The 13,332-nt window shown below is 53.6% G+C and carries 11 protein-coding genes; 5 read left to right on the top strand and 6 right to left on the bottom strand.

All coding sequences use genetic code 11. The features are described from left to right. Nucleotides 1-11: 11 nt before the first annotated feature. Together nagA and nagB are read right to left on the bottom strand one after the other, a co-directional pair. Nucleotides 12-1,169 (bottom strand): N-acetylglucosamine-6-phosphate deacetylase, encoded by a 1,158-nt coding sequence (gene nagA, locus ABRZ26_RS06220; protein WP_319603399.1) that lies wholly within the window; start codon nucleotides 1,167-1,169, stop codon nucleotides 12-14. A 103-nt stretch (nucleotides 1,170-1,272) separates the two neighbouring features. Beyond that, complete coding sequence (gene nagB, locus ABRZ26_RS06215) at nucleotides 1,273-2,073, bottom strand: glucosamine-6-phosphate deaminase (protein WP_319603398.1); 801 nt, start codon at nucleotides 2,071-2,073, stop codon at nucleotides 1,273-1,275. A 319-nt stretch (nucleotides 2,074-2,392) separates the two neighbouring features. Here nagB and nagE point away from each other — a divergent pair, with 319 nt between their 5' ends. Next, nucleotides 2,393-3,880: an N-acetylglucosamine-specific PTS transporter subunit IIBC gene (gene nagE, locus ABRZ26_RS06210; RefSeq protein ID WP_319603397.1), complete on the top strand. Its 1,488-nt coding sequence runs from the start codon at nucleotides 2,393-2,395 to the stop codon at nucleotides 3,878-3,880. A 171-nt stretch (nucleotides 3,881-4,051) separates the two neighbouring features. Next, nucleotides 4,052-5,710 carry a glutamine--tRNA ligase gene (gene glnS, locus ABRZ26_RS06205; RefSeq protein WP_319603396.1) on the top strand — a complete coding sequence of 553 codons (1,659 nt, stop codon included), beginning with the start codon at nucleotides 4,052-4,054 and terminating at the stop codon, nucleotides 5,708-5,710. A 124-nt stretch (nucleotides 5,711-5,834) separates the two neighbouring features. On the opposite strand, the gene fur is transcribed toward glnS, so the two are convergent. Together fur and fldA are read right to left on the bottom strand one after the other, a co-directional pair. Further along, nucleotides 5,835-6,284 (bottom strand): ferric iron uptake transcriptional regulator, encoded by a 450-nt coding sequence (fur, locus tag ABRZ26_RS06200; RefSeq protein ID WP_319603395.1) that lies wholly within the window; start codon nucleotides 6,282-6,284, stop codon nucleotides 5,835-5,837. 335 nt (nucleotides 6,285-6,619) lie between these two features. Beyond that, nucleotides 6,620-7,147 (bottom strand): flavodoxin FldA, encoded by a 528-nt coding sequence (gene fldA, locus ABRZ26_RS06195; protein ID WP_319603394.1) that lies wholly within the window; start codon nucleotides 7,145-7,147, stop codon nucleotides 6,620-6,622. A 446-nt stretch (nucleotides 7,148-7,593) separates the two neighbouring features. Here fldA and ABRZ26_RS06190 point away from each other — a divergent pair, with 446 nt between their 5' ends. Continuing rightward, nucleotides 7,594-9,264 carry a methyl-accepting chemotaxis protein gene (locus ABRZ26_RS06190; protein WP_319603393.1) on the top strand — a complete coding sequence of 557 codons (1,671 nt, stop codon included), beginning with the start codon at nucleotides 7,594-7,596 and terminating at the stop codon, nucleotides 9,262-9,264. Nucleotides 9,265-9,315: 51 nt separating this feature from the next. On the opposite strand, the gene ybfE is transcribed toward ABRZ26_RS06190, so the two are convergent. Next, a complete protein-coding gene (gene ybfE, locus ABRZ26_RS06185) occupies nucleotides 9,316-9,597 on the bottom strand; it encodes a LexA regulated protein (RefSeq protein ID WP_319603392.1) in 282 nt (93 codons plus the stop codon). Nucleotides 9,598-9,776: 179 nt separating this feature from the next. Then, nucleotides 9,777-10,544, bottom strand: coding sequence for an esterase (ybfF, locus tag ABRZ26_RS06180; protein WP_319603391.1), 768 nt, complete (start codon nucleotides 10,542-10,544; stop codon nucleotides 9,777-9,779). Nucleotides 10,545-10,909: 365 nt separating this feature from the next. Here ybfF and seqA point away from each other — a divergent pair, with 365 nt between their 5' ends. Beyond that, nucleotides 10,910-11,440 carry a replication initiation negative regulator SeqA gene (gene seqA / locus ABRZ26_RS06175; RefSeq protein ID WP_319603390.1) on the top strand — a complete coding sequence of 177 codons (531 nt, stop codon included), beginning with the start codon at nucleotides 10,910-10,912 and terminating at the stop codon, nucleotides 11,438-11,440. Nucleotides 11,441-11,469: 29 nt separating this feature from the next. Next, complete coding sequence (gene pgm, locus ABRZ26_RS06170; protein ID WP_319603389.1) at nucleotides 11,470-13,113, top strand: phosphoglucomutase (alpha-D-glucose-1,6-bisphosphate-dependent); 1,644 nt, start codon at nucleotides 11,470-11,472, stop codon at nucleotides 13,111-13,113. The last annotated feature ends 219 nt before the right edge of the window (nucleotides 13,114-13,332 follow it).

The following is a 13,332-nucleotide window of genomic DNA, read 5'->3' as shown; positions in this document are numbered from 1 at the left end:
CTCTCATAAGGTCAATTCTTTGTCACCGCCAACGTATCGTTACCGTTAACCAAAGTTTTGAGAACGTGATAATTGCGATCAAAAACGGTCAGGTTCGCGACTTTACCGCTTTCAATACTTCCCAGATATTTGTCCAGACCGATAGCGCGGGCTGGGTAAAGCGTTGCCATCCTGAGCGCCTCATCCAGCGCGATCCCCGCATGTTCGACGCTGTTGCGTACCGCTTCTATCATCGTGAGCGCTGAACCGCTGAGCGTGCCGTTTTCATCCACGCACCGGCCATCGCGACAGTATATGGGTTTGCCGGCAAAAATGAACTGGTCAATGTCTGAACCTGCGGGCGCGGTGGCGTCGGTGACCAGAACCAGTTTCTCTCCTTTGATCCGCTTACTGTTACGGATGTTGGCCCAGTCCACGTGGAAGCCGTCGGCAATGATGCCGCAATAGATTTCGGGCGCGTCATAGACGGCGCCGACCAGACCGGGCTCGCGGCCGGCTACATAGGGCATGGCGTTAAACAGGTGGGTGGCGAAACGAATGCCGGCGGCGAAGCCCTTTTTGGCTTCGACCCAGGTGGCATTGGAGTGACCGGCGGAAACCACAATACCGGCTTCAGTCAACTGGCGGATTACCGCCGGGGAGACTTTTTCCGGCGCGAGGGTGATTTTACTGACGACATCCGCATTCTCACACAGGAAATTCACCAGTTCCTGCGTCGGCTGACGAATAAAGTCCGCATTATGCGTCCCTTTTTTGAGCGCGTTCAACCAGGGGCCTTCAAGGTGCAAACCCAGCGCCTGGTTTTTGTGTTGCGCCAGATAGGCGCGCATCACTTCCACGCCGTGTTTCATGAATTCATCGCTACAGGTGATAAGCGTCGGCAGAAAGCTGGTGCAGCCGGATTTCTGGTTGGCTTGCTGCATGATTTCCAGCGTCTGAACGGAGATGGATTCCAGCGAGTCGTTAAACTGCACGCCGCCGCAGCCGTTTAACTGTAGATCGATAAATCCGGGCGCGAGCAATGCACCATTGAGGTCGTATTTTTCCAGCCCGTCGGGAAGTTCGCTAACGGGACAAACGGTATCAATCAAACCCTCGGCAATAATAACGGCATGGTTATCAAGTACCTGGTGGCCAGTATAAATTCGGCCATTTGTTAAGGCGTACATTATCAATTCCTCGCTATACCCTTGCTCTTTGTTTGGATGTGTCGGCTTGCGCTGTCGCCAGACACGTCGCGGCCTCGCTCTACCGGCGTGCGGCGCCTTTAGGCTAAAGGTTTTTCATGTTTTCCGTTTCTAACTCACGGAAATATTTCACCGTTTTGACTTTGAGTTCCATGGTCGACGCTTCGTCGCACACCATCACGGCTTTAGCGTGAAGTTGCAGGCAACTGATGGTCCACATATGGTTCACATTTCCTTCTACCGCCGCCTGTAATGCCAGCGCCTTGTTGCGTCCGCTGACCAGGATCATCACCTCTTCGGCATCCAGCAGCGTGCCGACGCCGACGGTCAGCGCGTATTTCGGCACCAGATCGACGTCGCCGTTAAAGAAACGCGAGTTGGCGATGCGCGTCTCTTCCGTCAGGGTTTTGATCCGGGTACGGGAAGTCAGAGAAGAGGCCGGCTCATTGAACGCGATATGCCCGTCGTTGCCGACTCCCCCCATGAACAGGTGAATTTTGCCGTAAGACTTGATCTTCTCTTCGTAGCGGCGGCATTCGGCGGGAATGTCCTCGGCGTTCCCGTTCAACAGGTTAATGTTTTCCCTGGGAATATCAACGTGGTCGAAAAAATTGTGATGCATGAAACTGTGGTAGCTTTCCGGGTGGTCTTCGGGCAGGCCGACATACTCGTCCATATTGAACGTGACGACGTGTTTAAAGCTCACTTGTCCGGCTTTATGCATTTCCACCAGCGCTTTATAGGCTTCCAGCGGCGAACTGCCGGTGGGAAGACCCAGCACAAAAGGGCGGCTGGCGCTGGGATTGAACGCGTTGATTCTCTGGGTGATATAACGGGCCGCCCATTTGCCAACTTCAACCGGGGTGGTCAGGGGGATGAGTCTCATCAGTGCTCTCCTGGTTTGCGCCATTAATGGCGGCATAATATTCGGCTGAATTGCGTCACCGACGGTTTTTCAGCGTTTGAGGTTAACCTGGCGATCAGTGTAGCCTGTTTTTTTTTATCTTGAAATAAGTTGGCTATTTATTTAAGTATAACCTTTTTGTATGTGATTTTTTAGTGAGTTTAATCACATAATGTCTTTGGTTAATTTGCGTGGCGAAATATTTTGCATACACTTCGCGCTGAGATTACGTGTTGTCGTTTATCTGGCAGTGAGCAGGTCTAACGGGCGGTTTTCGCCCACCGAGAGAAAGAGAGGAAACGTGAGTATTCTTGGCTATTTACAAAAAGTTGGTCGGGCGTTGATGGTGCCTGTCGCGACGTTGCCCGCTGCCGCGATCCTGATGGGCGTCGGCTACTGGATTGACCCGGTCGGCTGGGGGAGTGGAAATGCGTTGGCGGCGTTGTGTATTAAGTCCGGTGCCGCCATTATCGGCAATATGGATGTCCTGTTTGCGATCGGCATCGCCTATGGTTTGTCGAAAGATAAGGATGGCGCGGCCGCGCTGGCGGGCTTTGTCGGTTACCTGGTTCTGACGACGCTGTGTTCGCCGGATGCGATTGCCATGATCAAGAAAATCCCGGTCGAGCAGGTGCCTGCCGCATTCGGCTACATCAAAAATCAGTTCGTGGGTATCCTGGTGGGGATCATCTCCGCCGAGTTGTATAACCGTTTCAGTCAGGTCGAACTGCCGAAAGCGCTGTCGTTCTTCAGCGGGCGTCGTTTGGTACCCATTATCACCTCGTTTCTGATGATTCTGGTGGCATTCATCCTGATGTATGTCTGGCCGGTTATTTATAGCTCGCTGGTCTCTTTCGGCGAATATATTCAACAGTTAGGTTCGGTCGGCGCCGGCGTTTACGCGTTTTTTAACCGCATGTTGCTGCCGGTGGGCCTGCATCATGCGCTCAACTCGGTGTTCTGGTTTGATGTGGCGGGCATTAACGACATTCCCAACTTCCTTGCCGGGCAGCAGGCGATCGACGCCGGTAAAGCCGTGGTCGGCGTGACCGGCCGCTATCAGGCCGGGTTCTTCCCCATCATGATGTTCGGCTTGCCGGGCGCGGCATTGGCGATTTATCACTGCGCTCGTCCCGAGAATAAAGGCAAGATCGGCGGGATTATGCTGGCCGCCTCGTTCGCTGCGTTTTTCACCGGCATTACCGAGCCGCTGGAATTCTCCTTCATGTTTGTGGCGCCGGTGTTATTTTTCCTGCATGCGGTGATGACCGGTATTTCGGCATTTATCGCGGCCAGCCTGCATTGGATTGCCGGTTTCGGTTTCAGCGCCGGACTGGTGGATATGGTGCTGTCATCCCGTAACCCGCTGGCAACGCAGTGGTATATGCTGATACCAATGGGCTTGGTATTTTTCGTTATTTATTATGTGGTGTTCCGCTTTACCATTACGCGCTTCAATTTAATGACGCCGGGGCGTGAAGCGTCGGTGAGCGGCAGCGAAGCCGACGGCTACGATGTGAGCGTCGCGGCGTCTGCATCCGGCAAGACGCAGACGCTGGGCCGCGGTTATTTACAGGCTATCGGCGGTAAAGAGAATCTGGTCGGCATTGATTCCTGCATCACCCGACTGCGTTTGAGCGTGGTGGATTCCGCTTTGGTGGATGACGGATTGGCCAAGCGACTCGGCGCCGCCGGCGTGATTCGTCTGAATAAACAGAGCGTGCAGATCGTGGTCGGCACGCAGGCTGAGTCGATTGCGTCCGCATTGAAGAACGCCAGCGAAGAATAATGCCGATACGCGCTTTTCACCGTTTCTGAATAACGCGGTATAAAGTAAATTTGCGGGATGAGGTCGCTATCTCATCCCGTTTTTGTTTTTTATGAAACTAACGGTTGTTTCCCGGCTTAGCTTGTTGGATCATTGGCGGTTATATGTCGTTTTAGCATTGAGGAATCAAGAATGAGTGAGGCTGAAGCCCGCCCAACCAACTTTATCCGTCAGATTATTGATGAAGACCTGGCATCCGGTAAGCATGACCATATTCAGACGCGTTTTCCGCCGGAGCCCAATGGCTATCTGCATATCGGGCATGCGAAGTCTATCTGCCTGAATTTCGGGATTGCCCAGGATTACCAGGGCAAATGCAACCTGCGTTTTGACGATACCAACCCGGTAAAAGAAGATATTGAATTCGTTGAGTCGATCAAACGCGATGTTAACTGGCTGGGGTTCTCATGGAGCGGCGACGTTCGCTATTCCTCCGATTATTTCGATCAACTGCATCAATATGCGGTTGAACTGATCAGCAAAGGACTGGCGTATGTCGATGAACTGACGCCGGAACAGATCCGCGAATATCGCGGTACGCTGACATCGCCCGGTAAAAATAGCCCGTACCGCGATCGCAGCGTGGAGGAAAACCTGGCGCTGTTCGAAAAAATGCGCAGCGGCGGCTTTGCCGAAGGAACCGCGTGTCTGCGCGCTAAAATCGATATGGCATCGTCGTTTATCGTGATGCGCGATCCGGTTCTGTACCGCATCAAGTTTGCCGAACACCATCAGACGGGCAACAAGTGGTGCATCTACCCGATGTATGATTTCACCCACTGCATTTCCGATGCGCTGGAAGGCGTCACCCACTCGCTATGTACGTTGGAGTTCCAGGATAACCGTCGTTTATATGACTGGGTGCTGGATAACATCTCGATACCTTGCCATCCGCGTCAGTATGAGTTTTCTCGTCTTAACCTTGAATTCGCCATCATGTCCAAGCGCAAGCTGAACCTGCTGGTGACGGAAAAGATTGTTGAAGGATGGGACGATCCGCGTATGCCGACCATTTCCGGTTTGCGTCGCCGTGGCTACAGCGCCGCGTCTATTCGTGAATTCTGTTACCGCATCGGGGTCACCAAGCAGGATAACAACGTCGAAATGGCGGCGCTGGAAGCCTGCGTGCGCGACGACCTGAATGAAAACGCGCCGCGCGCCATGGCGGTGCTCGATCCGGTAAAAGTGGTGATTGAAAACCTGCCGGAAGGCCATGAAGAGTGGGTTACCATGCCGAACCATCCGAATAAACCGGAAATGGGTACCCGGCAGGTGGCGTTTAGCCGCGAGGTGTACATCGATCGCGCGGATTTCCGCGAGTCGGCCAATAAGCAATACAAGCGTTTGGTGTTAGGCAAAGAAGTTCGTCTGCGTAATGCCTACGTGATTAAAGCGGAACATATCGATACGGACGAGCAGGGCAATATTACGACCATCTACTGTAGCTACGATCCGGATACCTTAAGTAAAGATCCGGCTGACGGGCGCAAGGTAAAAGGCGTGATCCACTGGGTGTCCGTAGCGCATGGCTTACCGGCGGAATTCCGTCTGTACGATCGTTTGTTCAGCGTGGCCAATCCCGGCGCGGCGGAGGATTTTCTGTCAACCATCAATCCGGAATCGCTGAAAGTGACTCACGGCTTTGTCGAGGCGGGCATGGCGCAGGCTGAAGCGGAAAAAGCGTACCAGTTTGAACGCGAGGGGTATTTCTGCGCCGATCGGGTTTACTCCAGTCCAGAGCATCTGGTGTTTAACCGCACCGTCGGCTTGCGCGATACCTGGGTGGGATAATCCGGGGTTTTGCCTGGAATGGAATAAAAATAAAACCGCCTCGGCGGTTTTATTTTATAACGGGCGGGATAGCCCGTTACCGACGGGCCGTCGCATGCGACGTTAAATTTTTTGTGCGGTCGATTTATCTTTTTGCATCGTGCAGGGTGTCGTCTTCACGGCAATCCCCTTCACTGCAATGGCCATACAGATACAAACTGTGGTTGGTCAGCTTGATGCTGTGTCTTTCCGCGATTTCGCGTTGGCGTGCTTCAATATATTCATCACGGAACTCAATGACTTTGCCACAATCCAGGCAAATCAGATGGTCATGATGATGCTGCTGCGTCAGTTCGAAAACCGATTTACCGCCTTCAAAATTATGGCGGGTTACAATACCAGCATCATCAAACTGATTCAGTACGCGATAGACGGTCGCCAAACCAATCTCTTCACCCATATCAATCAGTTTTTTATATAAATCTTCCGCACTGACGTGATGGCACTCTGGATCCTGCAACACTTCCAGAATTTTCAGCCTTGGAAGAGTGACTTTCAGGCCGGCCTTCTTTAATGCGGTGTTATTGTCAGTCATGCGGATTTAGTCCTGTTGCTTACTTAATCAATGGAGGCTATTTAGCCTATGACATCGGTCGGCTCAAAAAATGTAATAGCGTCCCAATTATAGAACCGTGCATTCAAAATGAAAACAATGGAATGTTAACAAAATTATTCCCACACATTCTACAGATGTATCATGCAATCTATTGTTGGTTAATGAGAGACGCCAGCTGAATGCACAAGACCGATGCGGGTATTGTACATACTTATGGAGGGAAGTTAAAAAAATGTATCAATCTTTATGAAAGGCCTTTCCTATCGATCGTTCCGGCTCTGACGGGGGAGGGAGGTCAGAGCCGGAGGTCCGTCTTAGTCAACCAGCTCTTTCAGGTTCAACTCTTCGCTGATCTGTTTCACCCACGCGGTGACGCGCTCGCTGGTCAGTTCAGGCTGACGATCTTCGTCGATAGCCAAACCGATGAAGTGGTTATCATCCGCCAGCCCTTTGGACGCTTCAAAGTAATAGCCTTCCGTCGGCCAATGGCCAACGATGGTTGCGCCGCGAGGTTCAATAATATCGCGGATGGTGCCCATCGCGTCGCAGAAGTACTCCGCGTAGTCTTCCTGGTCGCCGCAGCCAAACAGGGCAACCAGTTTGCCGGTAAAGTCGATTTCTTCCAGCGTAGGGAAAAAGTCATCCCAGTCGCATTGCGCTTCCCCGTAGTACCAGGTAGGGATACCCAACAGTAAAATATCAAAAGCTTCAAGATCTTCTTTACTGCTTTTGGCGATGTCATGAACTTCGGCAACGTCGGTTCCCAGCTGCTGTTGGATGGTCTTGGCAATGTTCTCGGTATTGCCAGTATCACTGCCAAAGAAAATTCCTATGAGTGCCATGGATTGAATAACCTCTTGATTCTTAATGATATGGTGCAGTGTCTTACCCATTTATCGGCTAATAATAACAGACACGCCCTGCATGAGAAACTCGTATCGGTAAGGATAAGTAAATCACCGTTCTGATTTCTCAGATAAGTTTGTCCACGGTCTGATTGATGTTGTTATTTTTAGCGGCGCGGCGAATGGATCAAAAAAATTTATGTTTAGCAAAAGTTATGAGGTTGTTCAAAGAATAGAAAATAAGCCGCGCTAAGTACACCGGTATCGCTAAACATTGCCCGTATCTTGTCGATTAACAAGCGTGATCGAATCGGTTTCAACGTGACTGAAGCGTCGCGCCAGGTTGCGATGATAATGGCCTATTAATATGCATTTCCGCTGTTTTACCGTCGATTAATAGCAAAAAACTTCTTTTCACGCGTGCGTTAAGTCTGGAGTAAGCTATGAAATTTTTAAAAAACATCGCCATCAGAACGGCCATGTTGTGGGTGCTCGGCGTATTCTGTGTGCTGTGGGGCGGCGTATCAATCTATACCCTATTTTCTTTCAAGGAGATGACCGCGACGTCCAAACTCAGCAGTCTGCTGGTAGATAACTTAAATATAATTAATCAAGGCAACGATCAGTACTTTCGTATGGTGACGCGTCTGGCTCGTTCCGTTGACGCTCGCCAGAATGGCGATAACGACGCGGCGGATAAAGAACAGACATCGGCGCTCAATGCCCTGAATACCTTGAAATCCGGCCTGACCGCCTTTAACGCTCTCGATCACGCCGGACTGGACGACAAGCTGGTTCAGGCGGTCAGCCGGGACTGGGGTAATTTAATCACTCAGGGGGTTGAACCCTTGTATCAAAAAGCGGCGGCCAATGCGTTGGATGACTATCACGTACAGGCGAAAAATGTCGTTCCTCCATTGAGCCGCCAGTTTGGGGCGTCGCTGACCGCGTTCAGTAAAGCCGGTTCGGAGAAGTTCGTCGCGGCCGGCGTCCGTTTTGAGCAGATTACGACGATTGGTCAAAATATTTTGCTGACGGGGCTGATCATCGGGCTGGTGATGCTGTTTCTGACCGATCGCTATCTGGTGAAGTTTCTGGTGCGGCCGTTAAACGATTTGCGCGATCACTTCAGCGTGATCGCCTCCGGCCAGTTAGGCAAGCCGATTGCGGATTTCGGCCGCAACTGCGTCGGCAGATTATTTCCTCTCTTACGGGAAATGCAAACCAGTCTGGCGAACACGGTCAGCACCATCAGAAACAGCACGGATTCTATTTATCAGGGCGCTTCAGAAATCGCGGCGGGAAATAACGATCTGTCGTCACGCACCGAACAGCAGGCTTCCGCACTGGAAGAAACCGCCGCCAGCATGGAGCAGTTGACCGCAACCGTGAAGCAGAACGCTGAAAACGCCAATCATGCCAGCCAATTGGCCTTGCAGGCTTCGACAACGGCGAAAAAAGGCGGCGGTATCGTCGATAACGTGGTGAAAACCATGTCGGAAATTTCCGGCAGTTCGCGGAAAATTGCGGAAATCACCACTGTTATTAACGGCATCGCTTTTCAGACCAACATTTTGGCGCTGAACGCCGCCGTGGAGGCCGCCCGCGCGGGTGAGCAAGGGCGCGGTTTCGCGGTGGTCGCGGGTGAGGTGAGAAGTTTGGCGCAGCGCAGCGCGCAAGCAGCCAAAGAGATCGACGGGCTGATTTCCGAATCTGTCCGATGTGTGGATACCGGTTCTCGTCTGGTCGAAGACGCCGGCAGCACCATGCACGAAATTGTACGCGCGGTGACCAACGTTACCGACATCATGGGCGAGATTGCTTCCGCATCGGAAGAGCAAAGTAAAGGGATTGCCCAGGTCGGCCAGGCGGTGGCCGAAATGGACAGCGTGACCCAACAGAATGCGGCGCTGGTCGAGCAGGCATCGGCGGCGGCGCTGTCGCTGGAAGAACAGGCCGCGTTGCTGAATCAGACGGTTTCATTATTCCAGTTGTCCGAGCAGCTTTCGCCGCGGGCGGCAACCACGGCTCCGACGAAAGTTGCGCCGAAAGTCGCGGCCGCGACGACGCAGAAGGCGTTGCCGCCGGGCAATGATAATTGGGAAAAATTCTGATTAACGCGTCAGCGTCAGGGATGACGCCCGCTGCGGGCGTCGCGATTTGTTTCAGCTTTTCTTGCCGGACAACTGCGCCAGCAACATTTCTTCAATGAGCTCGCTACGGCTGATATTCCGCTGTGCGGCCAGGTCGTTTAGTATTTCGACGGCCTCGCTGTTAATTTTTAATTCTACCCGGCGTAATCCGCGAACTTTGTCGCGCCGTAGCTGATTACGCTTATTAATTCTTAACTGTTCATCACGTGAAAGCGGATTGGTTTTCGGGCGGCCCGGACGACGCTCGTCTGCGAACAGATCCAGCGTGGTACGATCCGTTTGTTCTTTTGCCATAGGTAATGATACTGCAAGGTCTTCGGACCAAAATACGCACGCCGCCAACATAAAGTACGACGCGTACATTTTGATGATGTGGTTACAATGCCTGTGGCTGAATCAGCCGTCCCTCTACTGCGGGCGCCATCATACCCCAGCCGCACTGGCGGCGACAACGGTTAATCGGAGCTTCCCGATCAACCCGCGTCGAGAAAACGATGAATTGCGCGCAAGACCGCCTCGGGCTTTTGCGCATGAACCCAGTGTCCTGCGCCGCTCACCACATAAGCGCGGGCCATCGGGAACTGACGCAGTATGGCGTCGCGGTATTTGTCATCCAGATAAGGCGAATTCTCACCGCGAATAAATAAAACCGGCCCCGGCCAGGGGGAAAGTTCCTGCCAGCCGACGATGTTTTCATACTGATCCCACAACGCGGGAACATTGAACCGCCATTCTCCCTGTTGGAATGACTTCAGCAAAAACTGAATAACGTCTTCCTCCGTCAGGTATTGCCGCATCAGGGCCGCGGCTTGCGAACGGGCGGTGATGCCGGCATCGGTGACGGCGCGTAATGCGCGGAACACGTCGTCATGTCCGCGGGTGCGATAATCGACCGGCGCAATATCAATCGCCACCAGTTTCGCCAGCCGCTGCGGAATCAGCGCGCTGAGCGACATCGCCACCTTGCCGCCCATCGAGTGGCCGATGACAACCGCCCGCTCAATGCTCAACGCATCCAGTAATTCCACAACATCCTGGGCCATGGCCGGGTAGGTCATCTGCGGCGAACGCGGCGACAGGCCGTGATTGCGCAGATCAAGCTGTACAACATCGCGCTGACTTTGCAAGTCCCGGCCCAATACACCAAGATTATCCAGATTGCCAAACAAGCCATGAATAAGGATCACGGGCAACTTGTCTGTGGGCTGATGCGCATAATGTCTGCGATAATTCAATTTCATGGTGAAGTTCATTCAGAGATACAGACGCTTAGGGTATCATGAGTCGACAACATTAGGTTACCGCGGAAGAGACAGGCATAACCGCGTCGGCAAGAACAGAAATAGCAAGGCATAATCCGAGTTTTGGCGTTGTCTGCATTCTGTCGCTGTTCGAATGCCGTTATTCGCTTGTATACTTCTTGACGATGGATTTGAGTAATATACCCTTCATATTTTTAAGTTGCAGGCGCGCTGGCTTCCTGAATGACTCGGCTCCACCTTGGGTCTCGCGCCATGAGGGCGGCGGCATGCGGCGTTCAAACAAAAACGACAACGTTTGTCCTGCATCTTGAAACCGATTGGGTATTAAACAGCACTGGATAAAGATGAAAACTATTGAGGTCGACGAAGAGCTTTATCGTTATATCGCCAGCCACACGCAGCACATTGGTGAAAGCGCATCGGATATTTTACGGCGTATGCTGAAATTTACCGCCGGTCAGTCCGTCGAGACGCCGTCGGTGGATGCCGCAGCCAATACGCAGCCCGCTCCATCCCCGCGTCCGCGCGATCGGGTGCGGGCGATGCGAGAGCTGCTGTTATCGGATGAATACGCCGAGCAGCACAAGGCAATCAATCGCTTCATGCTGGTATTGTCTTCGCTGTACCTGCTGTCGCCACAGGAATTTGCGCAGGCGACGGAATCACTTCACGGTCGTACGCGGGTTTATTTCGCGGGCGATCAGCAAACGTTGCTTCAGAATGGCACGCATACCAAGCCCAAACATATTCCGGGTACGCCATACTGGGTGATAACCAATACCAACACCGGTCGTAAACGAAGCATGATTGAACACATCATGCTGGCGATGCAGTTTCCGGCAGAGCTGACAGAGAAAGTTTGCGGCACCATCTAATTCAATGACAGCGTCAGAGAGAAACGCCAATGGCTAATCATCCAAGAGCCGGACAGCCTACCCGGCAAAGCGATTTAATCAATGTGGCTCAGTTGACGTCACAATATTATGTTTTGCGCCCGGAAGTCGGCAATGCGGCGCATGCGGTGAAGTTTGGCACCTCAGGTCATCGCGGCAGCGCGGGACGTCATAGTTTCAACGAAGCGCATATTCTTGCCATTGCGCAAGCTATCGCGGAAGAGCGCGGCAAGCAGGGCATAACCGGCCCATGCTATGTCGGCAAAGATACGCATGCGCTGTCCGAGCCGGCTTTTATTTCGGTTCTGGAAGTGCTGGCGGCCAACGGCGTGGATATCATCGTCCAGCAGGACAACGGCTTTACGCCGACGCCGGCGGTGTCCAACGCCATTCTGGTACATAACCGCGACGGCGGCGCGCTGGCCGACGGCATCGTGATTACGCCGTCCCACAACCCGCCGGAGGACGGCGGCATCAAGTACAACCCGCCGAATGGCGGCCCTGCCGATACCAACGTGACCAGCGTGATTGAACAGCGCGCGAACGCGCTGCTGGCCGATGAGCTGCGCGGCGTTAAGCGCATTACGCTGGATCAGGCCTGGAAGAGCGGTTATATCCACCAGCAGGATTTGGTGCAGCCTTACGTTGAAGGACTGTCCGACGTGGTCGATATGGCAGCGATTCAGCGCGCGGGCCTGACGCTGGGCGTCGACCCGCTGGGCGGTTCCGGTATCGCCTACTGGCAGCGTATCGCCGAGCATTACAAGCTGAATCTGACGCTGGTGAATGACTCTATCGATCAGACTTTCCGCTTTATGACGCTGGACCACGACGGGGTGATCCGCATGGACTGCTCGTCCGTGTCCGCCATGGCCGGGCTGCTGGCGCTGCGCGATAAATTCGATCTGGCGTTCGCCAACGATCCCGACTACGACCGTCATGGCATCGTCACGCCAGCGGGCCTGATGAATCCAAACCACTATCTGGCCGTGGCGATTAACTACTTGTTCCAGCATCGTCCCCAGTGGGGCGAATCCGTGGCGGTGGGCAAAACGCTGGTTTCCAGCGCGATGATCGATCGCGTCGTGGCGGATCTGGGGCGTAAACTGGTGGAAGTGCCGGTCGGTTTCAAGTGGTTTGTCGATGGACTGTTTGACGGCAGTTTCGGCTTTGGCGGCGAGGAAAGCGCCGGGGCGTCATTCCTGCGCTTTGACGGTACGCCGTGGTCGACGGATAAAGACGGCATCATTATGTGTCTGCTGGCGGCGGAGATTACGGCGGTAACGGGTAAGAATCCACAGCAGCATTACGAGGATCTGGCTAAACGTTTCGGCGCGCCCAGCTATAACCGTATCCAGGCGTCGGCGACTCATGCGCAAAAAGCGGCGTTAGCCAGGCTGTCGCCTGAGCAGGTATCCGCCAGCACGCTGGCCGGCGATCCGATCACCGCGCGTCTGACGGCGGCGCCAGGCAACGGCGCGGCAATCGGCGGGCTGAAAGTGATGACCGATAACGGCTGGTTCGCCGCGCGTCCTTCCGGTACGGAAGAAGCCTATAAAATCTACTGCGAAAGTTTCCTGGGCGCCGAGCACCGGGAACGTATTGAGAAAGAAGCGGTGGAGATTGTCGGCGCGGTGCTGGCTAACGCCAAGTAAGCGCCAGGGTTTGCCGGCACCCCTTTGTTTTAACCCCACCCCAACCCTCCCCTTCGCAGGGGAGGGAGTTTGGCTCCACCCCTGCCAAGGGGCTGTCTCTTAGTCACATTTTTATGCGGACTCAGAGGCAGTTTCGTGCGCCACAATGCCGCCATTTCCATGCTACGTCGTAGCACGCGCCCGACATAGGGGGCTCAAGCGCCAGCCCCCTATGAACCT

Origin of the sequence: Brenneria sp. L4-2C, from assembly GCF_040240335.1 — a bacterium.
Classification (GTDB): domain Bacteria; phylum Pseudomonadota; class Gammaproteobacteria; order Enterobacterales; family Enterobacteriaceae; genus Brenneria.
Note: the sequence above shows the minus strand (reverse complement) of the source record. Positions and strands in the feature narration are given on the sequence as shown.